The 25,211-nt window shown below is 68.4% G+C and carries 18 protein-coding genes and 3 rRNA genes; 15 read left to right on the top strand and 6 right to left on the bottom strand.

Translation table 11 applies throughout. The features are described 5' to 3' along the window. Nucleotides 1-51 precede the first annotated feature (51 nt). Nucleotides 52-1,383 (bottom strand): MDR family MFS transporter, encoded by a 1,332-nt coding sequence (locus ACQEUX_RS13340; protein WP_433046360.1) that lies wholly within the window; start codon nucleotides 1,381-1,383, stop codon nucleotides 52-54. Here ACQEUX_RS13340 and ACQEUX_RS13335 point away from each other — a divergent pair. Then, nucleotides 1,383-4,664 carry a helix-turn-helix transcriptional regulator gene (locus ACQEUX_RS13335; protein WP_433046357.1) on the top strand — a complete coding sequence of 1,094 codons (3,282 nt, stop codon included), beginning with the start codon at nucleotides 1,383-1,385 and terminating at the stop codon, nucleotides 4,662-4,664. The genes ACQEUX_RS13340 and ACQEUX_RS13335 overlap by 1 nt on opposite strands. A 184-nt stretch (nucleotides 4,665-4,848) precedes the next feature. Here the strand turns inward: ACQEUX_RS13335 and ACQEUX_RS13330 are convergent, their stop codons facing one another. Beyond that, on the bottom strand, nucleotides 4,849-5,274 hold the full coding sequence (locus ACQEUX_RS13330) for a DNA-binding protein (protein WP_433046354.1): 426 nt from the start codon (nucleotides 5,272-5,274) through the stop codon (nucleotides 4,849-4,851). 86 nt (nucleotides 5,275-5,360) lie between these two features. After that, nucleotides 5,361-5,816, bottom strand: a complete 456-nt coding sequence (locus tag ACQEUX_RS13325) for a hypothetical protein (RefSeq protein WP_433046351.1) — start codon at nucleotides 5,814-5,816, stop codon at nucleotides 5,361-5,363. A 176-nt stretch (nucleotides 5,817-5,992) separates the two neighbouring features. Here ACQEUX_RS13325 and ACQEUX_RS13320 point away from each other — a divergent pair, with 176 nt between their 5' ends. From ACQEUX_RS13320 to ACQEUX_RS13300, 5 genes are all read left to right on the top strand, one after another. Continuing rightward, nucleotides 5,993-6,634, top strand: a complete 642-nt coding sequence (locus tag ACQEUX_RS13320; RefSeq protein WP_433046348.1) for a DNA-3-methyladenine glycosylase — start codon at nucleotides 5,993-5,995, stop codon at nucleotides 6,632-6,634. Between the two features lie 85 nt (nucleotides 6,635-6,719). Further along, the gene (locus tag ACQEUX_RS13315) at nucleotides 6,720-7,805 is read left to right on the top strand and encodes a WD40/YVTN/BNR-like repeat-containing protein (RefSeq protein WP_433046345.1); all 1,086 of its coding nucleotides are present in this window, start codon (nucleotides 6,720-6,722) and stop codon (nucleotides 7,803-7,805) included. A 2-nt stretch (nucleotides 7,806-7,807) separates the two neighbouring features. Next, nucleotides 7,808-8,083 carry a ubiquitin-like small modifier protein 1 gene (locus ACQEUX_RS13310; protein ID WP_433046342.1) on the top strand — a complete coding sequence of 92 codons (276 nt, stop codon included), beginning with the start codon at nucleotides 7,808-7,810 and terminating at the stop codon, nucleotides 8,081-8,083. A 162-nt stretch (nucleotides 8,084-8,245) separates the two neighbouring features. After that, nucleotides 8,246-9,385, top strand: a complete 1,140-nt coding sequence (locus ACQEUX_RS13305; RefSeq protein WP_433046339.1) for an LLM class flavin-dependent oxidoreductase — start codon at nucleotides 8,246-8,248, stop codon at nucleotides 9,383-9,385. After that, the gene (locus ACQEUX_RS13300; RefSeq protein WP_433046336.1) at nucleotides 9,382-10,014 is read left to right on the top strand and encodes an FMN reductase; all 633 of its coding nucleotides are present in this window, start codon (nucleotides 9,382-9,384) and stop codon (nucleotides 10,012-10,014) included. Before ACQEUX_RS13305 ends, ACQEUX_RS13300 begins: the two co-directional genes overlap by 4 nt. On the opposite strand, the gene ACQEUX_RS13295 is transcribed toward ACQEUX_RS13300, so the two are convergent. Continuing rightward, the gene (locus ACQEUX_RS13295) at nucleotides 10,007-10,891 is read right to left on the bottom strand and encodes a universal stress protein (protein WP_433046333.1); all 885 of its coding nucleotides are present in this window, start codon (nucleotides 10,889-10,891) and stop codon (nucleotides 10,007-10,009) included. The two genes, ACQEUX_RS13300 and ACQEUX_RS13295, sit on opposite strands and share 8 nt — an antisense overlap. 93 nt (nucleotides 10,892-10,984) lie before the next feature. Here ACQEUX_RS13295 and ACQEUX_RS13290 point away from each other — a divergent pair, with 93 nt between their 5' ends. The 3 genes from ACQEUX_RS13290 (at nucleotide 10,985) to ACQEUX_RS13280 (ending at nucleotide 13,597) form a co-directional block, all read left to right on the top strand. Further along, entirely contained in the window at nucleotides 10,985-11,488 is a 504-nt protein-coding gene (locus ACQEUX_RS13290; RefSeq protein WP_433046330.1) for a GNAT family N-acetyltransferase, read from the top strand. Nucleotides 11,489-11,497: 9 nt separating this feature from the next. Beyond that, the gene (locus ACQEUX_RS13285) at nucleotides 11,498-12,139 is read left to right on the top strand and encodes a hypothetical protein (RefSeq protein WP_433046327.1); all 642 of its coding nucleotides are present in this window, start codon (nucleotides 11,498-11,500) and stop codon (nucleotides 12,137-12,139) included. A 126-nt stretch (nucleotides 12,140-12,265) separates the two neighbouring features. Continuing rightward, the gene (locus ACQEUX_RS13280; RefSeq protein WP_433046324.1) at nucleotides 12,266-13,597 is read left to right on the top strand and encodes a hemolysin family protein; all 1,332 of its coding nucleotides are present in this window, start codon (nucleotides 12,266-12,268) and stop codon (nucleotides 13,595-13,597) included. 19 nt (nucleotides 13,598-13,616) lie between these two features. Here ACQEUX_RS13280 and ACQEUX_RS13275 read toward each other — a convergent pair whose 3' ends face one another. Further along, on the bottom strand, nucleotides 13,617-14,006 hold the full coding sequence (locus tag ACQEUX_RS13275; protein ID WP_433046321.1) for a PaaI family thioesterase: 390 nt from the start codon (nucleotides 14,004-14,006) through the stop codon (nucleotides 13,617-13,619). Nucleotides 14,007-14,105: 99 nt separating this feature from the next. Here ACQEUX_RS13275 and tyrS point away from each other — a divergent pair, with 99 nt between their 5' ends. From tyrS to rrf, 4 genes are all read left to right on the top strand, one after another. Next, nucleotides 14,106-15,398 (top strand): tyrosine--tRNA ligase, encoded by a 1,293-nt coding sequence (tyrS, locus tag ACQEUX_RS13270; RefSeq protein WP_433049799.1) that lies wholly within the window; start codon nucleotides 14,106-14,108, stop codon nucleotides 15,396-15,398. 639 nt (nucleotides 15,399-16,037) lie between these two features. Next, nucleotides 16,038-17,552, top strand: a 16S ribosomal RNA gene (locus ACQEUX_RS13265). 377 nt (nucleotides 17,553-17,929) lie between these two features. Beyond that, nucleotides 17,930-21,040, top strand: a 23S ribosomal RNA gene (locus ACQEUX_RS13260). Between the two features lie 85 nt (nucleotides 21,041-21,125). Then, nucleotides 21,126-21,242: ribosomal RNA gene (rrf, locus tag ACQEUX_RS13255) — 5S ribosomal RNA — on the top strand. Together the 16S, 23S and 5S rRNA genes form the textbook arrangement of a ribosomal RNA operon. Before the next feature lie 861 nt (nucleotides 21,243-22,103). Here the strand turns inward: rrf and ACQEUX_RS13250 are convergent. Next, the gene (locus tag ACQEUX_RS13250; RefSeq protein WP_433046318.1) at nucleotides 22,104-23,279 is read right to left on the bottom strand and encodes a hypothetical protein; all 1,176 of its coding nucleotides are present in this window, start codon (nucleotides 23,277-23,279) and stop codon (nucleotides 22,104-22,106) included. Here ACQEUX_RS13250 and ACQEUX_RS13245 point away from each other — a divergent pair. Both ACQEUX_RS13245 and ACQEUX_RS13240 read left to right on the top strand, forming a co-directional pair. Continuing rightward, nucleotides 23,268-24,167 (top strand): Replicase polyprotein 1ab, encoded by a 900-nt coding sequence (locus ACQEUX_RS13245; protein ID WP_433046315.1) that lies wholly within the window; start codon nucleotides 23,268-23,270, stop codon nucleotides 24,165-24,167. The genes ACQEUX_RS13250 and ACQEUX_RS13245 overlap by 12 nt on opposite strands. Beyond that, the gene (locus ACQEUX_RS13240) at nucleotides 24,164-25,189 is read left to right on the top strand and encodes an HAD-IIA family hydrolase (RefSeq protein WP_433046312.1); all 1,026 of its coding nucleotides are present in this window, start codon (nucleotides 24,164-24,166) and stop codon (nucleotides 25,187-25,189) included. Before ACQEUX_RS13245 ends, ACQEUX_RS13240 begins: the two co-directional genes overlap by 4 nt. Nucleotides 25,190-25,211: the final 22 nt, after the last annotated feature.

The raw sequence follows: 25,211 nt of genomic DNA, 5'->3' as shown, positions 1-25,211 counted from the left end.
CAGGTGTAGTGATGTCGGGCGTCTGTGGTGCCGGTCGGTCGGTGCGCTCGGCTAGCCGATGCCGGCAGTGCTGTTCTGGTCGGAAACCGCGCGAGCCGGTAGCCGGACCGCCGGGTTCGACACCGGTTCCTGCGGGCCCGCGGGCTTGTCCTCCGCGTCACCTCCCGAGCCGTCAGTACTCCGGGCCGGCTGGTGGAACAGGATCCAGAAGCCGGCCGCGGCGACCACACCGACGGCGGCGCAGAGGGACCAGAGGGAATATCCGCCCCAGTGGTCCAGCACCAGTCCGCCCACAAGTGGCGCCAGGACCGACGCCATGGAGCCGCTCAGGCTGTAGACGCCCTGATAGCGGCCTCTGGCCTGGGTGTGCGCCAGCTCGCCCACGGCGGCCGACGACGCGGGGGCGTACAGGATCTCGCCCAGGGTCCAGATCACCACGCAGAGCGCAGAGAAGATCAACGAGGTGCCGGCGAGGCCGGTCAGTCCGAATCCCGCACCGAGAAGGACCGCGCTGAGCGTCAGCACCAGAGCCAGGCCGAGTTTGCGTCCCTTCACCAGGGCGGTGACGGGGATCTGCAGCAGGATGATGACAACGCCGTTCAAGGCGATGATCAACCCGTACGCCTGGGTGCTGATCCCACGTCCGGCCATGTCGACCGGAAGGATGCTCCACCCCTGGTACATCATCAGCCACACGCCGAGGGCGAGCAGGCAGAACGTCATGAACCGGGAGTCTCGGAACACCTGCCGGGAACTGATTGGCGCTTCCGTACCCGAGGAGGCGGTGTCGGCGCGCTCGGGTCTGGTCTCCGGCAGCCGGACCCACATGATGACGGCGCAGATCAAGGTCGTGACGGCATCGCCGAGGAAGATCCAGAGATAACCCTCGTGTACGAGATAACCGGCAACCACCGCGGAGAAACCGAAACCGATGTTGACGGCCCAGTAGTTGACTGAGAAGGCGCGGACCCGGTCCTTCTGCGGGACCATGTCCACGATCATCGCCTGTACCGCGGGCCGCGACGCGCTCACACCGAGCCCCATGAAGAACACCAGCACGGCGATGGCCACCCCGTTCGGGGTGAAGCCCATGATCGCGGTCGACACGGCGGCGAGGAGTTGGGCGCCGGCCATCGTCGGGCGCCGGCCGATTCGGTCGCTCAGCTCACCGCCGATCAAGGATCCGGCGACGGAGCCGATGCCGAAGGTCGCCAGCACGAGCCCGGCGGTGGTGGCCGAGTACCCGAGTTCGGTGGTCAGGTAGATCCCGAGGAACGGATAGACGAAGGTGGCCATCCGGTTCACCAGGGTTGCGCTCCACAGCACCCAAAACCCACCGGGAAATCCGGTCATGCTGCGGTAGAGCGTGCGGAACATGGCCATTGGCGGGTTCTCTCCAAGACTCAGGAGTCAGGGTCGGGACGGGGCGCTATCGATGCTCACAGCCGGCAAAGGGCGCGGCATCGGGAGAAGTTCCGGCCTTTGACTGGCCCCTGGACCTGACTGCCCGGGCAGCAGCCGCCACAGCTCGGAAGAAGTACCTAGAACGCGCGGCCCGCCAGCGGTTCGCGAGGGTCTCTCCGCGAGCCAGATGGGAGATTCGGAGCGCCTGCCGAAACCGACACTCTGTGGTTTATGCAATCGTTGGTCTTGTGGGACTCGCCGCTACTGTCACCCCTGCCTTCGTGGGGCGGGAAGCCGAACTGGCCGAGCTGCGCCAGGCCGCCGGGGCGGCCGACCGCGGCACCCCCCAAACGCTGCTCGTGCGGGGCGAGGCGGGCGTTGGCAAGACCCGGCTTGTTGACGAGCTGCTTCGTACGCTCGACGACAAGCAGGCCGTCGTGGCGGTCGGTCGTTGCATTGAGGTCGGCGGCGACGCGTTCCCGTTCGCGCCGTTCACCGCGGCGCTGCATGTCCTGTGGCAGCGGCTACCCGATGAGGTGCGGGCGGCGAGCGCGGGTCAGGAGGCGCTGCTCGCCCGAATCCTGCCGGATCTGGACGCCGGGACGTCCGTGGAACGCCGAAGTGAAAACGTCGCACGGCTCCTCGAACTCACCACGCGGGTCCTGGAACGCCTGGCGTCGAGCCGCCTGGTGGTGTTGGTGATCGAGGATCTGCACTGGGCCGACGCTTCCACGCGCAACCTGCTGGGATACCTGTGCCGCAGCAGGCGCACCGGACGTCTTCTTCTCATCGGTACCTACCGGTCCGACGAGGTCGACCGCCGGCACCCCCTGCGCCCACTCCTGGCGGAGTTGGACCGGCTCCGGTCGGTCCGCCGCGTCGAGTTGTCCCGGTTCAGCCGCGTCGAGGTGACCAAGCAACTCGGCGGTCTCTTCGGGGCGCTGCCTGACCCGGTCGTCCTCAACGACATCTTCGCCCGCTCCGACGGCAACGCGTTCTTTGTCGAAGAGCTCGCCCGCGCCTACATGGAGCACGCAGGGGAAGAGCTGCACAACCTCCGGGAGGTGCTGCTGGCGCGGCTTGAGGCGTTGCCGGACACCAGCCAGCGGATCGCCAGGATTGCCGCGGAGAGTGGCGCAGCGATCGGATATCCGCTGTTGAAGGCCGTGACGGGTCTACCCGAGGAAGAGTTGATCGAGGGATTGCGCGCGGCCGTGCTCGCCCAGATCCTCGTCCCCGAACCGAACGGATCGGACTATCGGTTCCGCCACTCACTGGTACGCGAGGCCGTCAGCGACAGCCTGCTGCCGGGCGAGCGAGCCCTGATCAACCGACGGTACGGCGAGGCGCTGGAAGCCGCACCCTCGCTCGTCCGGCCCGACGAGCTGGCCGGCCGCCTTGCCCAGCACTGGTATGCCGCCCACGATGACGCCAAAGCGCTGTACATGTGCGTCTCCGGCGCCGACGAGGCGTGGACCCGATACGCGTACGCCGAGTGGCTGAGCCTGCTGGAACGCGCGCTCGAGCTGTGGGACCGGGTTCCGGATGAGGTCCGCGGCGCCCTGCCCGCCCTGCGCCTTCCGCAGCGGTACCCGCGCCGCGGGCACGGGGCGGGCGGGGTGGGGCCGGGCCTTCTGGACCTGCTTGCCGCCGCCACCACGGCCGGGTGGCACAGCGGGAACCTCGACAGGTCTCTACACCTGGCGCGTACCGCGTTGGAACTCCTCGGGAGGGAACACGAGCCAGATCCGGTCCGTGCGGCGTGGTTCTGGACGCGCTGTTCCCAACTGGTCCAGGCGTTGAACCGCGGGGATGGGTGGCGGGAACTGCAAACTGCGCAAGAGTTGGTCGCCGAACTGCCCCCGTCGATGTTGCATGCCGACATCCTCGGGCACATAGCGACCTGGGGGGCGCGGCACCGACCCGGACCGCAGAGCCGAGCCGCTGCCGACCTCGCCGTGGCGTACGCCGCCGGCTGCGGCGCCGAGGACCTGGAGCTACGAGCTCGCATCACTCTCTGCTGGCTCGACGCCGCGACCGATCTCGACGGCACCAGCCTCGCCGACCTGTACGAGGTACGAAATCGTGCCGAGAAGCTGGGCGTGGTCGACATCATCGGGCGGGTGAACCAAAATCTTCCCTCGATCCTGGAGGGGATGGGCCGCTCCGAGGAGGCGATCCGGACGGCCGATCACGGCGTAAAGATGTGTCGCTCGCTCAGCCTGGCCGATACCGAGGCGTGGGTGCACTGCAACCGGTCGGTCTCCCTGTTCTCGGTGGGCCGTTGGCCGGAGTCGGAGGCGGCCCTCGACGAAGCGGCAGCGGTCGCCCAGTCGGACAAGCCACGGGCTGCCATCGTGGGGCGCCGTGCGTACGGCCAGTTGGCGCGAGGACATGTCGCCGAGGCCGCTGACCAGCTGACGCTCGCCCGCGAGCTTTTCGGTACCGTGGATCTCCAGCCGCAATTCCTCATCCCGTTGGTCCAGTACGTCATGGAGACCGCAGCCCGCCAGGGCGACATCGCCAGCGCCCGAGCCGAGTTCATGCGCATCGCCGCGGGGCTGGCCAACGGGCCGGTGCGCGATGTGCTGCCGGCGCTCTGCACCGCCGCAGCGATCGAGGCGGACGCATTTTCGGCCGGTGCAGGGTCTGCCGAGGTACTTGCCGCCGTACGCGAGGCCGCCGAACACCTGGAGATCGTGTTTCCCATCTCGCACGCGTTCGCGCATGTCTTGCAGGCGCAGTTGTCGCGGGCGGAGGGGGATGACGACCCGGAGCGTTGGGCCGCCGCCGTCGCCGCGTTCGAGTCGCTGGAGCGTCCCTACGAGCTGGCTGGCGCCCTCTTCGGCGAAGGGCGCGCCCTGCTCGCCGCATACCGGCGTGAGGCCGCAGCCGATCGGCTCGCCGCTGCACACCGGATCGCCACCGGGCTCGGCGCCCAGCTGGTCCTTGCCGACATCGAGGTCCTTGCCGCGCGGTCCGGGATCGCGGCGGCGTTCGTGGCGGAGAGCGCGCCGGTGGACGAGCAGGACGCAAAGCACGACACCGCCGTCTCCTCCTTCGGGCTCACCCCACGTGAGACCGAGGTGCTGCGGCTGGTCGCGCAGGGGTACAGCAACCGCCGGATCGCCGAAGAGCTCTTCATCACGCAGAAGACCACGAGCACTCACGTCTCCAGCATTCTCGCCAAACTCGGCGCCTCCAGCCGGACCGAGGCTGCGGCGATCGCGCACCGAGCAGGTCTGGCCGGCGTGGAGTGACGCGGGCCACCTCGTTGTCGACACCTGCTGTGTCGCGTTGGAGAAGGCCGACCTCGTCTGAGGTCGTGCCCACCACCACCCACCGGAGCCGATCAACGCCGCTGGTCATGCTCGCCCCTGCCGAACGCGGGTTCCGCAAGGCGACCAGTTGCTGGCGGGGGAGGTCGGGGCGTGGGGATGGCGGTCAGCCGGTCTGCTCGGCGGAGCGGGCGGCGACCCGTTCGTAGCGCTGCCGGGCCGCCTGCGCGCTGCCCAGGCCCAGCCCGTACGCGATCGCCTGCCAGGTCAGGCCACGGTCGCGGGCCAGCGTCAACAGCCCGGCCTCCAGGGCGTCCAGCTCGGCGCGGACGTGCGGCAGCAGGGTCAGTGCGGCGGTGAGGTCGGCGGCGTCGACCGGCTCCTCCGCGGGCTCCCGCTCGGCTCCGCCCGCGGCCAGCGCGGTGACCAGGGCCACCGCCTCCCACGGGTCGAGCACGTACGGGTGGGCCCAGCGCCCGCGCTGGGTGTCCGTGCTGGCGTGCCGCTCGCTGATGCGCTGCAGCGCCTCGTGGGTGCGGTGTGCGCGGGCGCGGGACGGGTCTGGCGCCGTGAACAAATCGTCCGTCGTCATACCCCGATCCCAACCCATCAACGAACGATTGTCAACCAAATGTTGAAGCGGGGCGGCGCGGTCGTGCCGTGCCGCCCCGCCACGGCTCAGAGCGACAGCTCGAAGCGGTGCTCGTCGGTGAGGGAGTTGCACAACGCGTCGCAGGAGTTGCCGGTCACCACGCCGAACGCCACGCCGGGGGCGAACGGGCGCTCCGTCGCGGTCACCGCGATCCGGACCTTCTGCGTGGTCGCGTCGCAGACCACCTTCCGAGTGGTCGTGCCGGTCCGCACCGTGTCCCCGATCGCCTGGGCGACCTTGACGGTCAGATCGACCGAGGTGCGCTGCGAGCAGGTCAGGGTGACCGGGACGAAGACCGCCGCGCCGCTGGCGTCGATCTTGCCGGTGCCGGTGAGCGCGACCGCGGTCAGCGGGGCGCCGTCGACCGCGGCAGCCGCCCGCAGCGGGGCGCTGGCACTGGCCGACGGGGCGAGGGCGAGCGTGGCGCCGGCCGCGGCCAGGCCGACGGCGATGAGGGGTCGACGGATCCTGCGTACGTTCATGGTGGTTCCTCTCCGGATGCGCCGTCGCGCCCTGCGACGACACTCGTTACACCCGCCGGTGGCGGGGCGGGTTTCGGCGCGTGGATGGCGAACGGGTGAACACCGGAGGGCTTCCGGGTGCCCGGCCGGATCCGGCGGCGGGATGCTCAGGCAAGAGGCTGGGTACCGTTCGGGTCATGGATCTGTTGCCCGGCGACCACGCCACCGACGCCGACCTGGCGGCGTTGGCCGACCTGCTCGCCGGCCCGCTGCTGCCGGCCGCGCGCGGGCTGCTGGGCTGCCAGCTGCACGCCGGCGGTGTCACCGTCCGGATCACCGAGGTCGAGGCGTACGCCGGCACGGCCGGTGACCCGGCCTCGCACGCACACCGCGGGCGCACTCCGCGCAATGCGGTGATGTTCGGGCCGGCCGGGCACGCCTACGTCTACTTCACCTACGGGATGCACTGGTGCATGAACGTGGTCACCGGGGTGGAGGGGGAAGCCGCCGCGGTGCTGGTGCGCGCCGGGGAGGTGGTGGACGGCCTGGCCACGGCTCGGGGCCGCCGGCCGGCCGTGCGCCGGGACGTGGACCTGGCCCGTGGGCCGGCCCGGCTCTGCGCCACGCTCGGCATCGACCGTTCCGCGTACGGCGGGTACCTGCTGGGCGACGGGCCGGTCCGGTTGCGTCCGCCGGCACGGCCGGTGCCGCCGGAGGCGGTGGTCGCCGGCCCGCGCGTCGGCGTGACGGGCGCTCACGACGTGCCGTGGCGGTTCTGGCTCGACGGTGACCCGACGGTCAGTGCCTACCGGCGACACGTGCCCCGCACCCGGCGTTGACCCGCCGGCCGTGTGTCCTCGCGGAACATGTCGGGGGGTGTGGCCATAATCACCGCACCTGCTCACCGACGGTTCGGAGGACGTCATGGCAACGCTGCTCGCGATCGGCACGGCCAAGGGTTTGTTTCTCGCCACCAGCGCCGACGACCGGCGCAGCTGGGAGATAACCGGCCCGCACTTTCCGATGACCGGTGTCTACGCGGTCGCGGTCGACACCCGTCGTTCCACCCCGCGGCTGCTCGCCGGCATGACCAGCTCACACTTCGGGCCCAGCGTCGCCACGAGCGACGACCTCGGCGCCTCCTGGGACGAGCCCGACCACGCCCCGGTCGCGTTCCCAGCCGACACCGGTGTCTCCCTCGGACGGGTCTGGCAGTTGATGCCGGCCGGTCCCGACGAGCCGGACGTGGTCTGGGCCGGCACCGAGCCGTCGGCGCTGTTCAAGTCCACCGATGGTGGCCGCAGCTTCGAGCTGGTCCGTTCACTCTGGGACCACCCGCACCGCCCCCAGTGGGAGGCTGGGTTCGGCGGTCAGGCGGTGCACACCGTGCTGCCCCACCCGCGTGATCCGGCTCGGCTGCTGGTCGCCATGTCCACCGGCGGGGTCTACCGCTCGGAGGACGCCGGGGCGAGCTGGGCGCCGGGCAACACCGGCATCCGCGCCTACTTCATGCCCGACGAGTGGCCGGAGTTCGGCCAGTGCGTGCACAAGGTCGCCCGGGACGCCGGCAACCCCGAGCGGCTGTATGCGCAGAACCACCACGGTGTCTACCGCTCCGACGACGACGGGCGCACCTGGTCCTCGATCGCCGACGGGCTGCCCAGCGACTTCGGCTTCCCCATGGTGGCCCACCCGGGGCGGGGTGGCATGGTGTGGACCTTCCCGTTGGTGGCCGACAGCGAGCGGTTCCCGACCGACCACCGCTGCCGGGTGTTCCGTTCCGCCGACGCCGGCGGCAAGTGGGAGCCGCTGTCGGTGGGGCTTCCCGAGGGGCCGTTCTATCCGGCGGTGCTGCGCGACGCGATGTGCGCCGACGACGCCACGCCCGGCGGGGTCTACTTCGGCACCCGCTCCGGCTCGGTCTACGCCAGCCGCGACGAGGGCGACTCCTGGTCCCTGGTGGCGGCGCACCTGCCCGACGTGCTCTGCGTTCGGGCCGCGGAGGTCTGATCGTGGTCACCGTGCTGCTGCCCGGCCCGCTGCGTGGCGAGGCCGGTGGTGCGAGTCGGCTGAGCATCACCGCCGTGGGTACGTTGCGGGCCGTCCTCGACGAGCTGGCCGCCCATCATCCACGGCTGTCCCGACGGATCCGCGACGAGCGTGGCGAGCTGCGCCGCTACGTCAACGTATTCGTCGACGGGGAAGACTGCCGGCACTCCGGCGGTCTGGCCACCCCGGTCGGCGACGGCGCCGAGGTGCAGGTGCTGCCGTCGGTGGCGGGCGGCTGAGCGACGCTGGGCACCGGTGGTTTGTCCGGCTGAATGCCGTGCTGAGGAGTGATCGGCGCCACTGCGGGGCACGCCGCCGACGGAATAGTTGACTCGTCAAATAAGTTGTGAGCTGCGTCCGGGTACCACGGCGGCACCCGGTTGACACGCGAGGAGCTGGTCATGCAGTTCGGAGTCTTCACCGTCGGTGACGTCACGGTCGATCCGACCACCGGTCGGGAGCCGACCGAGCATGAGCGGATCAAGGCGATGGTCGCGATCGCGTTGAAGGCCGAAGAGGTCGGCCTGGACGTCTTCGCCGCCGGCGAGCACCACAACCCGCCGTTCGTGCCCTCGTCCCCGACCACCATGCTCGGCCACATCGCGGCGCGCACCGAGCGGCTGCTGCTGTCCACCGCGACCACGCTGATCACCACCAACGACCCGGTGAAGATCGCCGAGGACTACGCGATGCTCCAGCACCTGTCCGACGGCCGGGTGGATCTCATGATGGGTCGCGGCAACACCGGCCCGGTCTACCCGTGGTTCGGCAAGGACATCCGCGCCGGCATCCCGCTCGCGATCGAGAACTACGACCTGCTGCACCGGCTGTGGCGCGAGGACGTGGTCGACTGGAAGGGCAAGTACCGCACCCCGTTGCAGTCGTTCACCTCGACGCCGCGCCCGCTCGACGGCGTGCCCCCGTTCGTCTGGCACGGCTCGATCCGCAGTCCGGAGATCGCCGAGCAGGCCGCCTACTACGGCGACGGCTTCTTCGCCAACCACATCTTCTGGCCGAAGGAGCACACCGAGCGGATGGTCGGGCTCTACCGCGAGCGGTACGCGCACTACGGCCACGGCTCCGCCGACCAGGCGATCGTCGGCCTCGGCGGGCAGGTGTTCCTGCGACGCAACTCGCAGGACGCGGTCCGGGAGTTCCGGCCGTACTTCGACAACGCCCCGGTCTACGGGCACGGGCCGTCGCTGGAGGAGTTCACCCGGGAGACCCCGCTGACCGTGGGCAGCCCGCAGCAGGTCATCGACCGCACCCTGAGCTTCCGGGAGTACGTCGGCGACTACCAGCGGCAACTGTTCCTGATGGACCACGCGGGTCTGCCGCTGAAGACCGTGCTGGAGCAGCTCGACCTGCTCGGCGAGGAGGTCGTGCCGGTGCTGCGCAAGGAGTTCGCCGCGCTGCGTCCGGCGCACGTGCCGGAGGCCCCCACCCACGCCTCGCTGGTCGCCGCTGCCGGCGGCGCCAAGGACAGCACCGTCCACGCCGTCGACGACGTGACGGGCAAGGCACCGGAGGTGTCCCGATGACCCGCCGCACGCTGGCCGTGGTCTCGGCGGGGCTGAGCCAGCCCTCGTCCACCCGGCTGCTCGCCGACCAGCTCGCCGCGGCGACCCGCGACGAGCTGGTCCGGCGCGGCCACGAGGTGGAGCTGCGCGTCGTCGACCTGCGGGAGTACGCCCACGACGTGGTGAACAACATGCTCACCGGGTTCCCGCCGGCCGCACTGCGCGAGGCCATCGACGCGGTGACCGGGGCGGACGGGATCGTCGCCGTCACCCCGATCTTCAGCGCCTCGTACAACGGGCTGTTCAAGTCATTCTTCGACGTGCTGGATGCCGAGTCGCTGGTCGACCGGCCGGTGTTGATCGCGGCCACCGGCGGCACCGCCCGGCACTCGTTGGCGCTGGAGCACGCCGTCCGACCGATGTTCAGCTACCTACGGGCGGTGGTGGTCCCCACCTCGGTCTTCGCCGCCCCGGAAGACTGGTCCGACGGCACCGCCGACGGCGCGTTGCGCGGCCGGATCCGGCGCGCTGCCGGCGAGCTGGCCGACCAGATCGAGCGTCGGCCGCCGTCCAGCGGCCCCGCCGATCCGTTCGCCCTCACCACCGACTTCCTCCAGATGCTCGGCCGGGGTGACGATCCGGTCAACTGACCGGGTACGGGTGGGCGACCAGCACCGGGCAGTGCGCGTGCTGGATCGCCGCCTGGCTGACCGAGCCGAGCAACAAACCGGCGAATCCGGCCCGGCCCCGGGTGCCCACGACCAGCAGCGACGCCGTGCCGCTGGCCTTGATGAGCCCCTGGGCCGCGCCGGCCGCCCGGACCGGATGCTCCCGCACCACCAGGCCGGGGTGCTCGGCGCGAACCGCGGCGGAGGCCTCGGCCAGCAGCCGCACCGCCTCGGCCTGGTACGCGGCCTGCGACTCCTCGATCTCCTCCGGCACCGTTCGGTCCCCGTCCGGCGGGCCGACGTGCACCAGCACCAGCGGCACATCCCGCAGCGCTGCCTCATTGGCGCCGTAGCCCGCGGCGAGCCGGGACGACTCGGAGCCGTCGACGCCGACCAGCACGGGGGCGTCCACCGGGATCGGCTGTTCATCCGGTCGGACCACCAGCACCGGGCAGTGCGCGTGTGCGGCCACCTGCGCGCCGACCGAGCCGAGCAGCAGCCCGGTGAACCCGCCCAGCCCCCGGCTGCCCACCACGACCAGCTCCGCCCGACGGGACTCCTCGATCATGGTGACGCCGGGACCGCCGGCGACCTGACGCACCTCGACGACCAGGCCGGGCCAACGGTCGGCCAGGTCGCTCGCGGTGCGCTCCAACATCTTCTGCGCCTCCTCGGAGGGCGCCGGCACCCCGACGTCGTACGGGTTGAGCGACACGCCGTAGCCGAGCGGGTGCAGGTAACCGTGCACCAGGTGCAGCGGCCGGGACCGGAGCAGAGCGGCGTGGGCCGCGTGCTCCGCGGCGACGAGGCTGGACGGCGATCCGTCCACGCCCACCACGACAGGTCGGTTCATCGGCACTCCCTGGGTCGGTCTGCTGCCTCAGAGTCATTGTGCTGCCTCAGACGCGCCAGGCTCGGCACGGATCGCCCGATGGCTGCGTACCCTCGTCCGATGACCTTCGACGATGTGCGGCTCCGCCCGGTCCGCGAGGACGATCTCGTGGAGTTCTTCCTGCACCAGCAGGACCCGGAGGCCAACCGGATGGCAGCGTTCACGTCCAAGGACCCGTCCGACCACCGCGAGTTCGCCCGACACTGGGCCCGGGTGCTCACCAACCCGGCGAACCTGGTCCGCACGATCGAGGTCGACGGCGAAGTGGTCGGCTACGTCAGCGCCTTCCCGGTCGACGACCAGACCGAGGTCAGCTACTGGATCGACCCGGCCCGCTGGGGTCGGGGTCACGCCACGGTGGCGCTGGCCGCCCTGCTGCGCGAGCTGCCCCGGCCGGTGCACGCCCGCGCCGCCAAGGACAACGCCGCGTCCCTCGCGGTGCTGCGCAAGTGCGGGTTCGTCGTGATCGGGGAAGACTCGGGGTACGCCAACGCGCGCGGCGAAGACGTCGAGGAGTGGCTGCTGGAGTTGCCCGCCGACGGCCCTGACCTGGGCGGGCACTAGTCTCGCGGAGTGAACTGGTTGGATCTGGTCGGCTGGGCCGGCTCCGCGGTGCTGGTCTGGTCCCTGCTGCAATCACGCATCCTGCGGCTGCGTGCGCTCAACCTCATCGGCTGCTTCGTGCTGATCGGCTACAACGCCGCAATCGAGGTCTGGCCCGGGGTCGGGCTCAACGTCGTGCTCGCGGTCATCAACATCTGGTACCTGCGCGGGATGCTCGCCACCCGCCACGACGAGAAGACCTACCAGGTGGTGGAGGTCGGCATTGGCGACCAGTTCCTCGCGCACACGCTGCGGGTGCACGCCGCCGATATCGCCCGGTTCAACCCGGACTTCCGCTGGGATCCGGACGCGTCCGGGCGCTCCGCGTTCCTGGTGGTCACCGCCGACGAGGTGGTCGGGGTGGTGTTGTCGCACGCCGAGGCACGCGGCGTCGCGCAGATCGACCTGGACTACGTGACCCCCAAGTTCCGGGACTTCACCCCGGGCGAGTTCGTCTACCGGCGCAGTCACCTGTTCACCGAACGGGGCTTCCACCGGGTGGTCAGCCCGCCCCGGATGGTCGCCCCCTACTACCACCGGCTCGGCTTCCGACCGGAGGGCGACTCGTACGTCCTGGATCTGCCCGCGTCATCGGGCACCGATCCGGCGTAGCGTCGCCGGGGCAGGATTCGGCCGGCGCCAGACGGGGCACTGAAGCGCCTACGCCGGGCGGGCTCGCCGACCGGCGAGCGCCGCGCGTTCCGGCCGGTGCCACCACCGTGAGGGAGCGAACCGGGCGTGCAGAGCTACGGGAGCCAACTGGCCCTGGTCGGAATCCTGGTCGTGATCAACGCGCTCTTCGCCGGCAGCGAGATGGCGTTGGTGTCGCTGCGGGACAGCCAGATCCAGCGGTTGGAGCGCACCAGCCGGGCCGGGCGGGTGCTGGCCCGGCTCGCCAAGGACCCGAACCGTTTCCTGGCCACCATCCAGATCGGCATCACCCTCGCCGGCTTCCTGGCCTCCGCCGCCGCGGCGGTCTCGCTGGCCAAACCCCTCGTGCCGCTGCTCGGGGTGTTCGGTGCCGCCGCCGAGACGGTGGCGATCGTGGCGGTCACCCTCGCACTGACCTTCGTCACCCTGGTTTTCGGCGAGCTGGCGCCCAAGCGGATCGCCATGCAGTCCGCCGAGCGGTGGGCGCTGCTGGTGGCCCGCCCGCTCGACCTGCTCGCCACGTTCACCCGGCCCGCCGTCTGGGCGCTCGGCGCCACCAGCGACCTGGTGGTCCGCCTGGTCGGGCTCAACCCGAGGCACCAGCCGGAGGAGATCGGCCCGGACGAGCTGCGCGACATCGTCGCCGGCAACCACGGCTTCACGAAGGAGCAGCGCACCATCATCGCCGGCGCGGTGGAGATCGCCGACCGGCGGTTGCGGGCGGTCCTCGTACCCCGGTTGCGGGTCTTCACGCTCGACAGCGGGACCACCGCGGAGGCCGCGCGGCTCGTGCTGGCCGCCACCGGGCACTCCCGCGCGCCGGTGGTGCGCCACGGCGGCCTGGACGACACGGCCGGCGTGATCCACCTGCGCGACCTGGTGGGTGTGCCCGCCGACCGCCCGATCGACGAGATCGCCCGTCCCCCGATGCTGCTGCCCGACTCGCTGCCCGTGGTCGACGCGCTGCGTCAGTTCAAGGCCGAGCGCCAGCACATCGCCCTGGTCGTGGACGAGCGCGGCGCCGTCGACGGCATCGTGACACTGGAGGACATCCTGGAGGAGATCGTCGGAGAGATCTACGACGAGACCGACCGGGACGGATACTCGGTGCGCCGCGAGCCCGACGGTGCGCTGCTGCTGCCCGGCACCTTCCCGGTGCACGACCTTCCGGACATCGGCGTCGAGCTGCCGTCGCGCCCAGCCGGTGACTACACCACCGTCGCCGGGCTGGTGCTGGCCCGCCTCGGGCACATCCCCACCGTCGCCGGGGAGGACGTCACGCTGGACGGCTGGGTGCTGGTGGTGGCCGGCATCGACCAGCGGGCGATCACCGAGGTACGGCTCAGCCGCGTACCCGATGACGCCGACATCGACGCCGACCAGCCCACGGAGCCGGTGCTGGACGAGGCCCGCAGCTGACCCGTCCGGATGCCGCCGATCAGGCTCGCGAGAGGTTCTGCAGCCGGACCTGACCGCGGGCGACCAACCGCTCGTCGGCATCGGTGATCTCCACCTGCCAGAGCTGCTGGCTGCGACCCCGGTGCACCGGGGTACCGACGGCGGTCAGCTCGCCCTCCCGGACGGCCCGCAGGAAGTCGGTCTGGTTCGACACCCCGACGACCGTGCCCCGGTCGGCCAACCAGAGCGAACCACCCACGCTGGCCGCGGTCTCCACGACCGAGCAGTACACCCCGCCGTGCAGGATGCCGAACGGCTGGTGCAGCTCCGGTCGGACCTGCCAACTGATGACCACCCGGTCGGCGGTCGCCTCCTCGAACTTCAGGCCGAGCAGGGCAACGAAACCACCCGTCAGGTCGGGTATCTCCACGGCAGCGCCTCCTTGATCGACGGTGCGCAAGCCTAACCGGGGCGGGTTGTACCAAACCCGGTACGGGTCCGTACCGGCGATGGGGGAGAATCGGTGACCGTGACCGACAGCAGCCTCCCGCCGCCCGGGCGGGACTCCCTGACCGACGACCTGCTCTGGCGTGGCCTCATCCAGGACTCGACCGGCCTCGACGAGCTGCGCGAGCTGCTCGACGGTGGGAGCGCCGCCACCTACTACGTGGGCTTCGACCCCACCGCGCCGAGTCTGCACGTCGGCTCGCTCATGCAGGTCACCATGGCCCGCCGGCTTCAACTCGCCGGCCACCGCCCGTTGCTGCTGGTCGGCGGCGCGACCGGGCAGATCGGTGACCCGAAGGCGAACGCCGAGCGGACACTCAACCCGCCCGAGGTGATCGCCGGCTGGGTCGAACGGATTCGCGAGCAGTTGGCGCCCTTCGTGTCGTACACCGGCGAGAACGCGGCGCAGGTGGTCAACAACCTGGACTGGACCGGCGAGATGTCGGTGGTCGAGTTTCTCCGCGACGTGGGCAAGCACTTCCCGGTCAACAAGATGCTCGCGCGGGAGGTGGTGCGGGCCCGGCTCGAGACGGGCATCAGCTTCACCGAGTTCAGCTACCAACTGCTGCAGGCCAACGACTTCCTCGAGCTGCACCGCCGGCACGGCTGCCAGCTTCAGTTCGGTGGGTCCGACCAGTGGGGCAACATCACCGCCGGCGTCGACTACGTACGTCGACGTGGCGAGGGGCCGGTGCAGGCGTTCACCACGCCGCTCGTCACCAAGTCCGACGGCACGAAGTTCGGCAAGACCGAGGGTGGCGCTGTCTGGCTCGACCCGACGATGACCAGCCCGTACGCGTTCTACCAGTTCTGGGTCAACGTGGATGACCGGGAGGTCGACCGCTACCTGCGCTACTTCAGCTTCCGCACCCGTGACGAGTTGGAGGAGCTGGCGAAGGCGACCGCCGAGCGGCCAGCGGCCCGCCTGGCGCAACGGGCACTCGCCGAGGAGCTGACCAGCCTGGTGCACGGCCCTGAGGAGACCCGACAGGCGATCGCCGCCAGTCAGGCGCTCTTCGGGCGTGGGTCGCTGGACGACCTGGCCCCGGAGACGCTTCGCGCGGCGTTGACCGAGGCCGGTCTGGTGCGCCTCTCCGGCGAATTGCCGGATGTGGCGGGTCTACTCCGGGACTCCGGCCTCGTGAGTGGCCTCAAGGAAGCCCGCCGGGTGATCGCCGAGGGCGGCGCCTACGTCAACAACAACAGGGTGACCGAGGTGGACGCCGCGGTCTCGCCGGCCGATCTCCTGCATGGGCGTTACCTGGTGCTGCGCCGGGGCAAGCGCTCGTTCGCGGGCGTTGAGCTGGGCGAATAGTCGTCTGTCGACGATGTGACGGGGGACGCGTCCGGCGGATTTGACGATCATCCCGCCGGACGCGTAACTTTCTCTCTGCCAGCGCGGAACGGACGAAACAGGCGAAAGCCTGAGAGGCCGGAGCGAGGCAGTGACCGTCGGGTCGGAGGTTGTTCTCTCCGGTTCCGGTCCCGGGTGGTGCCCCCAAGGTTCGCCGCGAGGCGGATTTGGTGCGGCGGAACCGACCGGGTAAGGTTAACGACCGGCAGGGAACCGGGCGAGCTTGCGGGATACCGCAGCGGCCGGCCTGCCGAATCCATGACAAGATCGGCGCAAGCCGGTTGAGACATGGCGCCCGCATGACTGGACGAAGTATGACGAACCGCGAAACACCGGTTTGACACAGCGGAAACCAGCGGGTAACGTAGTAAAAGTGCCTGGCGCTGAAAGCGCGAGGGACGCGGTACGAAAAGCCCCGAGATGGGGTTCCACTGAGGTGGGGCTTTTGATCGGTGTGTGGTTGTTCTTTGAGAACTCAACAGGGTGCTTGTAAAGCCAGTGCCAATTATGATTTATACCCCGGACTGGTCAGTTTTTCTGGCTGGTTGGGATTCCTTTGGCAACATTTGTTTGTTGTCAGGATGCTGTTCAACTAATTTTTTGTTGGAGAGTTTGATCCTGGCTCAGGACGAACGCTGGCGGCGTGCTTAACACATGCAAGTCGAGCGGAAAGGCCCTTCGGGGTACTCGAGCGGCGAACGGGTGAGTAACACGTGAGCAACCTGCCCCAAGCTTTGGGATAACCCCGGGAAACCGGGGCTAATACCGAATAGGACCTTCGGCCGCATGGCTGGGGGTGGAAAGTTTTTCGGCTTGGGATGGGCTCGCGGCCTATCAGCTTGTTGGTGGGGTGATGGCCTACCAAGGCGACGACGGGTAGCCGGCCTGAGAGGGCGACCGGCCACACTGGGACTGAGACACGGCCCAGACTCCTACGGGAGGCAGCAGTGGGGAATATTGCACAATGGGCGGAAGCCTGATGCAGCGACGCCGCGTGAGGGATGACGGCCTTCGGGTTGTAAACCTCTTTCAGCAGGGACGAAGCGAGAGTGACGGTACCTGCAGAAGAAGCACCGGCCAACTACGTGCCAGCAGCCGCGGTAAGACGTAGGGTGCGAGCGTTGTCCGGATTTATTGGGCGTAAAGAGCTCGTAGGCGGCTTGTCGCGTCGACCGTGAAAACTTGGGGCTCAACTCCAAGCCTGCGGTCGATACGGGCAGGCTAGAGTTCGGTAGGGGAGACTGGAATTCCTGGTGTAGCGGTGAAATGCGCAGATATCAGGAGGAACACCGGTGGCGAAGGCGGGTCTCTGGGCCGATACTGACGCTGAGGAGCGAAAGCGTGGGGAGCGAACAGGATTAGATACCCTGGTAGTCCACGCTGTAAACGTTGGGCGCTAGGTGTGGGGGGCCTCTCCGGTTCCCTGTGCCGCAGCTAACGCATTAAGCGCCCCGCCTGGGGAGTACGGCCGCAAGGCTAAAACTCAAAGGAATTGACGGGGGCCCGCACAAGCGGCGGAGCATGCGGATTAATTCGATGCAACGCGAAGAACCTTACCTGGGTTTGACATGGCCGCAAAACCTCCAGAGATGGGGGGTCCTTCGGGGGCGGTCACAGGTGGTGCATGGCTGTCGTCAGCTCGTGTCGTGAGATGTTGGGTTAAGTCCCGCAACGAGCGCAACCCTCGTTCGATGTTGCCAGCGCGTTATGGCGGGGACTCATCGAAGACTGCCGGGGTCAACTCGGAGGAAGGTGGGGATGACGTCAAGTCATCATGCCCCTTATGTCCAGGGCTTCACGCATGCTACAATGGCCGGTACAATGGGCTGCGATACCGCGAGGTGGAGCGAATCCCAAAAAGCCGGTCTCAGTTCGGATCGGGGTCTGCAACTCGACCCCGTGAAGTCGGAGTCGCTAGTAATCGCAGATCAGCAACGCTGCGGTGAATACGTTCCCGGGCCTTGTACACACCGCCCGTCACGTCACGAAAGTCGGCAACACCCGAAGCCGGTGGCCCAACCCTTGTGGAGGGAGCCGTCGAAGGTGGGGCTGGCGATTGGGACGAAGTCGTAACAAGGTAGCCGTACCGGAAGGTGCGGCTGGATCACCTCCTTTCTAAGGAGCACCTTCCGACGAAAGTCGGTAAGGAGCCCGCGGCCTACGAATGTTGGGTCGGGGTGCTCAGATGGCGGAGACACTGGCAAGTTTTGCCCTGGCAACGGCCGGGTTGCGTCTAGTACAGCTGCTCTTCGGGGTGGTGGGAACGAGGTGACCGGTGCGGCTGGGGGAGAATGTAAGCACCCTGTTGGGTCCTGAAGGAACAACCGTTGGTTGTTTTTTCGGAGCCGTAGCGAGCCTGTGGGTTCGTGAGGTTGCCAGGCATGGCCTGGCCCCACATACCGCTGGTCTGAGGACTGGGTTTGGTGTGGGGCGGATCGGGTTGTGGGTTGGTCGTTTGTTGAGAATTGCACAGTGGACGCGAGCATCTTTGTGGTCAAGTTGTCAAGGGCGAACGGTGAATGCCTTGGCACCAGGAGCCGATGAAGGACGTGGGAGGCCGCGATAGGCCTGGGGGAGCTGTCAACCAAGCTGTGATCCCAGGGTGTCCGAATGGGGAAACCTGGCACCAGTCATGTGGTGTCACCCACACCTGAACACATAGGGTGTGTGGAGGGAACGCGGGGAAGTGAAACATCTCAGTACCCGTAGGAAGAGAAAACAATTTAGTGATTCCGTGAGTAGTGGCGAGCGAAAGCGGATCGAGGCTAAACCGGCTGCGTGTGATACCTGTCAGGGGTTGCGTGGTCGGGGTTGTGGGACCCCGCTGAGTGTACTGACATGCACTCGAGGAGTTACAAAGTCAGTGGCTAGTCGAACAGTCTGGAATGGCTGACCGTAGACGGTGAGAGTCCGGTAGGTGAAAGTTGCTGACCTTCTGTGGGTGTTCCCGAGTAGCGGCGGACCCCTGAAATCTGCCGTGAATCTGCCAGGACCACCTGGTAAGCCTAAATACTTCCTGGTGACCGATAGCGGACAAGTACCGTGAGGGAATGGTGAAAAGTACCCCGGGAGGGGAGTGAAATAGTACCTGAAACCGTTCGCCTACAATCCGTCGGAGCCTTGCGGGGTGACGGCGTGCCTTTTGAAGAATGAGCCTGCGAGTTAGTGGCATGTGGCGAGGTTAACCCGTGTGGGGGAGCCGTAGCGAAAGCGAGTCTGAATAGGGCGATTCAGTCGCGTGTCCTAGACCCGAAGCGGAGTGATCTAGCCATGGGCAGGCTGAAGCGCGGGTAAGACCGCGTGGAGGGCCGAACCCACCAATGTTGAAAAATTGGGGGATGACCTGTGGTTAGGGGTGAAAGGCCAATCAAACTCCGTGATAGCTGGTTCTCCCCGAAATGCATTTAGGTGCAGCGTCGCGTGTTTCTTGCCGGAGGTAGAGCACTGGATGGTCTAGGGGGCCCACAAGCTTACCGAAATCAGCCAAACTCCGAATGCCGGTAAGTGAGAGCGCGGCAGTGAGACTGCGGGGGATAAGCTTCGTAGTCGAGAGGGAAACAGCCCAGATCACCAGCTAAGGCCCCTAAGCGTGTGCTAAGTGGAAAAGGATGTGGGGTCGCATAGACAACCAGGAGGTTGGCTTAGAAGCAGCCACCCTTTAAAGAGTGCGTAATAGCTCACTGGTCAAGTGGTTCCGCGCCGACAATGTAGCGGGGCTCAAGCACACCGCCGAAGCTGTGGCATTCACATTTTATCCTCGCTTGGACTTGATTCCTTGTGCAGGTGTGTGGATGGGTAGGGGAGCGTCGTGCCGCGAGTGAAGCAGCGGGGTGACCCAGTTGTGGACGCGGCACGAGTGAGAATGCAGGCATGAGTAGCGAAAGAAGGGTGAGAAACCCTTCCGCCGGATGACCAAGGGTTCCAGGGCCAGGCTAATCCGCCCTGGGTGAGTCGGGACCTAAGGCGAGGCCGAGAGGCGTAGTCGATGGACAACGGGTTGATATTCCCGTACCCGCGAAAGAGCGTCCCTGATGAACCTCGTTGTGCTAACCACCCGATCCATCCAAGACCTTCGGGTTGAGGGTGGGGAGCGTGGGAACCTGATGGGTAGTAGTCAAGCGATGGGGTGACGCAGGAAGGTAGCTGAGCCCGGCCGGTGGTTGTGCCGGGGTAAGCGTGTAGGCCGTGTTGTAGGCAAATCCGCAACACATATAGGCTGAGACGTGATGCCGAGCCGATTCAGGTGAAGTCAGTGATCCTATGCTGCCGAGAAAAGCCTCTAGCGAGTTCTTAGCGGCCCGTACCCCAAACCGACACAGGTGGTCAGGTAGAGAATACCGAGGCGATCGGGCGAACTGTGGTTAAGGAACTCGGCAAATTGCCCCCGTAACTTAGGGAGAAGGGGGGCCGGAGACGTGAAGCCCCGCGCGGGTGGAGCGTTGTATGGCCGCAGAGAGCAGGGGGAAGCGACTGTTTACTAAAAACACAGGTCCATGCGAAGAAGTAATTCGATGTATATGGACTGACGCCTGCCCGGTGCTGGAACGTTAAGGGGACCTGTTAGCTCTTCGGGGCGAAGCGGAGAACTTAAGCGCCAGTAAACGGCGGTGGTAACTATAACCATCCTAAGGTAGCGAAATTCCTTGTCGGGTAAGTTCCGACCTGCACGAATGGCGTAACGACTTCCCCACTGTCTCAACCACAGGCCCGGCGAAATTGCAGTACGAGTAAAGATGCTCGTTACGCGCGGCAGGACGGAAAGACCCCGGGACCTTTACTATAGCTTGACATTGGTACTCGAATTAGCTTGTGTAGGATAGGTGGGAGCCGGTGAAGTCCATACGCCAGTATGGGTGGAGGCAATCTTGAAATACCACTCTGGTTGATTTGGGTATCTAACTTCGGACCGTTATCCGGTTCAGGGACAGTGTCTGGTGGGTAGTTTAACTGGGGCGGTTGCCTCCTAAAAGGTAACGGAGGCGCCCAAAGGTTCCCTCAGCCTGGTTGGCAATCAGGTGTTGAGTGCAAGTACACAAGGGAGCTTGACTGTGAGACTGACAGGTCGAGCAGGGACGAAAGTCGGGACTAGTGATCCGGCACTTGCGAGTGGAAGCGGTGTCGCTCAACGGATAAAAGGTACCCCGGGGATAACAGGCTGATCTTCCCCAAGAGTCCATATCGACGGGATGGTTTGGCACCTCGATGTCGGCTCGTCGCATCCTGGGGCTGTAGCAGGTCCCAAGGGTTGGGCTGTTCGCCCATTAAAGCGGTACGCGAGCTGGGTTTAGAACGTCGTGAGACAGTTCGGTCCCTATCCGCCGTGCGCGTAGGATACTTGAGAAGGGCTGTCCCTAGTACGAGAGGACCGGGACGGACGAACCTCTGGTGTGCCAGTTGTCCTGCCAAGGGCACGGCTGGTTAGCTACGTTCGGAAGGGATAACCGCTGAAAGCATCTAAGCGGGAAGCCTGCTTCAAGATGAGGTATCCCACCCACCTTTGGTGGGGTAAGGCCCCCAGCTAGACGACTGGGTTGATAGGCCGGAAATGTAAGCCCGGTAACGGGTTCAGTTGACCGGTACTAATAGGCCGAGGACTTGACTACTAAGCTGCTACGCGTCCACTGTGCAACTCTGAACAAGCGAACACCCGTGAGTGTGTGCCGGGGTTGTTTGATATGTTCATAGAGTTACGGCGGTCATGGCGGAGGGGAAACGCCCGGTTACATTCCGAACCCGGAAGCTAAGCCCTCCAGCGCCGATGGTACTGCACTCGTGAGGGTGTGGGAGAGTAGGACGCCGCCGGACAATCTTCCAGTCGAGGGCCGCCCCATCCGGGTCGGCCCTCGACTGCGTAGCGCCATTGGTGGCGCAATCAGGAAGGATGTACCTGTGAGTTCAGGACCGCAGGGCGGAGACCGTCCCCGTCGTTACGAAGACCGTACTGACGGCGCGGGCGGACGCGATGGCGGCCCGCGCCGCGATGACCGAGACCGGCCCCCGTACCGGGGAGACCGCGACAGCGGTGGCGGCGCCCGAGGCGGATACGCCGGCGGCCGCGACTCTGGTTCCCGTGGTGGTGACCGGGACAGTTCACGGTCCAGCGCTCCGCGTGAGGGTGGCTTCCGTGGTGGCGACCGTGATGGTTCGCGTTCGGGTGCGCCGCGTGAGGGTGGCTTCCGTGGCGGCGACCGTGACGGAACGCGTTCGGGTGCGCCCCGTGAGGGTGGCTTCCGTGGCGGCGACCGTCGCGAGGGCGGCTTCCGTGGCGGCGACCGCGAAGGCGGTTTCCGTGGTGGGGATCGCCGCGAGGGCGGCGCGCCCCGTGAGGGTGGCTTCCGTGGCGGTGACCGTCGTGAGGGCGGCTACCAGGGTGGCGCCCGCTCCGGCCCGTCCCGTGAGGGCGGTTTCCGCGGCGGTGACCGTGAGGGTGGCTTCCGTGGCGGCGACCGTCGCGAAGGCGGCTTCCGCGACGGCTCCCGGCCTGGTGCTCCGCGTGAGGGCGGCGGTTTCCGTGGCGGTGACCGCGAGGGTGGTTTCCGTGGTGGCGATCGTCGTGAGGGCGGCTTCCGTGGCGGTGACCGTGACGGCTCCCGTCCGGGTGCGCCTCGCGAGGGTGGCTTCCGTGGTGGTGACCGTCGTGAAGGTGGCTTCCGTGGCGGCTCCCGTTCAGGTGCTCCGCGTGAGGGTGGCTTCCGTGGTGGCGACCGCGAGGGTGGTTTCCGCGGTGGTGACCGTCGTGAAGGTGGCTTCCGTGGCGGTGACCGTGACGGCTCCCGTCCGGGTGCGCCCCGTGAGGGTGGCTTCCGTGGTGGCGACCGCGAAGGCGGTTTCCGTGGTGGGGATCGCCGCGAGGGCGGCGCGCCCCGCGAAGGCGGTTTCCGCGGTGGGGATCGCCGCGAGGGCGGCGCGCCCCGTGAGGGTGGTTTCCGTGGTGGGGATCGCCGCGAGGGCGGCGCGCCCCGTGAGGGTGGTTTCCGCGGTGGTGACCGTCGTGAGGGCGGCTTCCGTGGCGGCGACCGCGAGGGCGGCTTCCGCGGTGGTGACCGTCGTGAAGGTGGCTTCCGTGGTGGCGACCGTGACGGCTCCCGTCCGGGTGCGCCCCGTGAGGGTGGCTTCCGTGGCGGCGACCGCGAAGGCGGTTTCCGTGGTGGGGATCGCCGCGAGGGCGGCGCGCCCCGTGAGGGCGGCTTCCGCGGTGGTGACCGCCGTGAGGGTGGTTTCCGTGGCGGTGACCGCGAGGGCACCCGGCCGAGTGGTCCCCGCGAGGGTGGCGGCTACCGCGGCGGTGATCGCGAAGGCGGTTTCCGTGGTGGGGATCGCCGCGAGGGCGGCGCGCCCCGTGAGGGCGGCTTCCGTGGCGGTGACCGCCGTGAGGGTGGTTTCCGTGGCGGTGACCGCGAGGGCACCCGGCCGAGTGGTCCCCGCGAGGGTGGCGGCTACCGCGGCGGCGATCGCGAAGGCGGTTTCCGTGGTGGGGATCGCCGCGAGGGCGGCGCGCCCCGTGAGGGCGGCTTCCGCGGTGGTGACCGTCGTGAGGGCGGCTTCCGTGGCGGTGACCGTGACGGCTCCCGTCCGAGTGCGCCCCGCGAGGGTGGCGGCTACCGGGGTGGTGACCGCGAGGGCGGCGGCGACCGTGCGGGTGCTTCCCGGGCCGACGAGCGGCCGCGTCGTGAGGGAGAGTTCCGCCGTGACGACCGCGCTCGCGGCTCCGAGTCGTTCGAGGGCGGGCGTAGCTCGGCCCCGGCGCTGCCGGACGACATCGTCGCGACCGATCTCGACAAGGACGTCCGCGCTGAGCTGCTCTCGCTGAACAAGCCGGTCGCCGAGACGGTGGCCCGGCACCTGGTCGCGACCGGGCAGCTGATCGACGAGGACCCGGCCGAGGCGTTGGCGCACGCGCTTGCCGCCCGGCGGCTCGCCTCGCGCATCTCCGCCGTCCGTGAGGCCGTCGGCCTGGCCGCGTACCACGCGGGGGAGTGGCAGACGGCGATCGCCGAGCTGCGCACGTACCACCGGATGAGCGGGCTGCAGAGCCACCTGGCCGTGCTCGCGGACTGTGAGCGGGCCCTGGGCCGGCCGGAGCGGGCCATCGACCTGTTCCGCGGCGCTGACCGGGAGAAGCTGGACCAGGCTGTGGCGATCGAACTGCTGATCGTCGCCGCCGGCGCTCGCGGTGATCTCGGCCAGAAGGACGCCGCCGTGGCGATGCTGCAGGTCCCGGACCTGACCAGCGAGGCCACTGTGCCGTGGACGGCCCGGCTTCGGTACGCGTACGCCGACGCGCTGCTCGCCGTGGGCCGGCGCGAGGAGGCCCGCGAGTGGTTCTCCCGCGCTGCCGACGTTGACACCGAGGGCGAGACCGACGCTGCCGAGCGGCTGCTGGAACTCGACGGTGTGGTCATCGAGGGTGACGACGAGGACGAGGCCGCCGAGGAGATCGCAGCTGGTCCGGGCGCTCCCGGCGCCGTGCCGGCCCGACCGGACGCCGACCTGACCGGCGACGAAGACGACGACGAAGACGACGACGAAGACGACGACGAAGACGACGAAGACGACGAAGACGACGAAGACGAAGACTTCGACGACGATGACGAGGACCGTCACCCGGACGAGGCCGACAACAGCGGTGCGGACACCGCTGTTGACAGCAGCGTGACGTCCGGGGACGCGGCGAACGTCGACGGGACCACTCCGGTCCGGGACGACGAGTCGGGGTCGACGCAGCGATGAACGCGGGCGCGGGGGAGCGGCTGGTCGACGGGTACACCCTGGTCGTTTTCGACCTGGACGGTGTGATCTACCTGATCGACCGGCCGATCCCCGGCGCCGTCGAGGCGGTGGCCCGACTGCACGCCGAGGGGCGGGCGGTGGCGTACGCCACCAACAACGCGTCGCGCCGGTCCAGCGAGGTCGCCGACCTGCTGACCGGGATGGGTGTGCCGGCCCGGCCGGAGGAGGTACTCACCTCCGCTGCCGCCTCGGCCGAGCTACTCCGTGACCGCCTGCCGGCCGGCGCGCCGGTGCTGGTTGTCGGCGCGGAGGCACTGCGCGCGGAGTTGCGCGCGGTCGGCCTGACCCCGGTCAGCAAGGCCGACGAGAATCCGGCCGCGGTGGTGCAGGGGTACGGCCCGCAGGTCGGCTGGGCCGAGTTGGCCGAGGCCTCGGTCGCGGTGCGCGCCGGTGCGCTCTGGATCGCCACCAACACCGACCGGACCCTGCCCAGTGGGCGGGGGCCGTTGCCGGGCAATGGTTCGCTGGTCGCCGTGCTGCGTACCGCGCTGGAGCGGGATCCCGACGTGGTGGTCGGCAAGCCGGAGTCGGCGTTGTTCGAGACCGCCGCCCGGCGCAGTGGCGGTGGCGGGAGTCTGGTGGTGGGCGACCGGCTGGACACCGACATCGAGGGCGCGCGCCGTGCCGGACTGGACAGCCTGCTCGTGCTCACCGGCGTCAGCGGCGTACCCGACCTGCTGGCGGCCGGGCCGCAGCGGCGCCCCACGTACGTCGCGAGGGACCTGGCGGGGCTCTTCGACCCGGCTGCCGCCGTGCGGGTCCCGGGACCGACGGACGCTGGCGGCTGGTCCGTGACCGGCCACGACAGCACGATCGAGCTGGCCGGGTCGGGTCGGCCGCTGGACGCGCTGGCCGCGCTCTGCGCGGCGGCCTGGTCGGCACCGGCGCCACCGAAGATTCGTCCGATCGGCCCGGACGCGGCCCACGCGTTGGAAAGCTTCGGTCTGACCGCCGCCGCCTGACCCGGTCACCTGACCGGGTCGC

Origin of the sequence: Micromonospora sp. CA-259024 (assembly GCF_050936255.1) — a bacterium.
Taxonomy (GTDB): Bacteria; Actinomycetota; Actinomycetes; order Mycobacteriales; family Micromonosporaceae; genus Micromonospora.
The sequence above is the reverse complement of the archived record's forward strand: the minus strand, read 5'-3'. Positions and strand labels throughout refer to the sequence as shown.

Coding starts and splice junctions, on each gene's coding strand:
- ACQEUX_RS13240 (WP_433046312.1), top strand. CDS start 24,164: ATGAACGCGGGCGCGGGGGAGCGGCTGGTCGACGGGTACACCCTGGTC.
- ACQEUX_RS13305 (WP_433046339.1), top strand. CDS start 8,246: ATGCAGTTCGGAGTCTTCACCGTCGGTGACGTCACGGTCGATCCGACC.
- ACQEUX_RS13290 (WP_433046330.1), top strand. CDS start 10,985: ATGACCTTCGACGATGTGCGGCTCCGCCCGGTCCGCGAGGACGATCTC.
- ACQEUX_RS13330 (WP_433046354.1), bottom strand. CDS start 5,274: ATGACGACGGACGATTTGTTCACGGCGCCAGACCCGTCCCGCGCCCGC.
- ACQEUX_RS13340 (WP_433046360.1), bottom strand. CDS start 1,383: ATGGCCATGTTCCGCACGCTCTACCGCAGCATGACCGGATTTCCCGGT.
- ACQEUX_RS13300 (WP_433046336.1), top strand. CDS start 9,382: ATGACCCGCCGCACGCTGGCCGTGGTCTCGGCGGGGCTGAGCCAGCCC.
- ACQEUX_RS13325 (WP_433046351.1), bottom strand. CDS start 5,816: ATGAACGTACGCAGGATCCGTCGACCCCTCATCGCCGTCGGCCTGGCC.
- ACQEUX_RS13320 (WP_433046348.1), top strand. CDS start 5,993: ATGGATCTGTTGCCCGGCGACCACGCCACCGACGCCGACCTGGCGGCG.
- ACQEUX_RS13315 (WP_433046345.1), top strand. CDS start 6,720: ATGGCAACGCTGCTCGCGATCGGCACGGCCAAGGGTTTGTTTCTCGCC.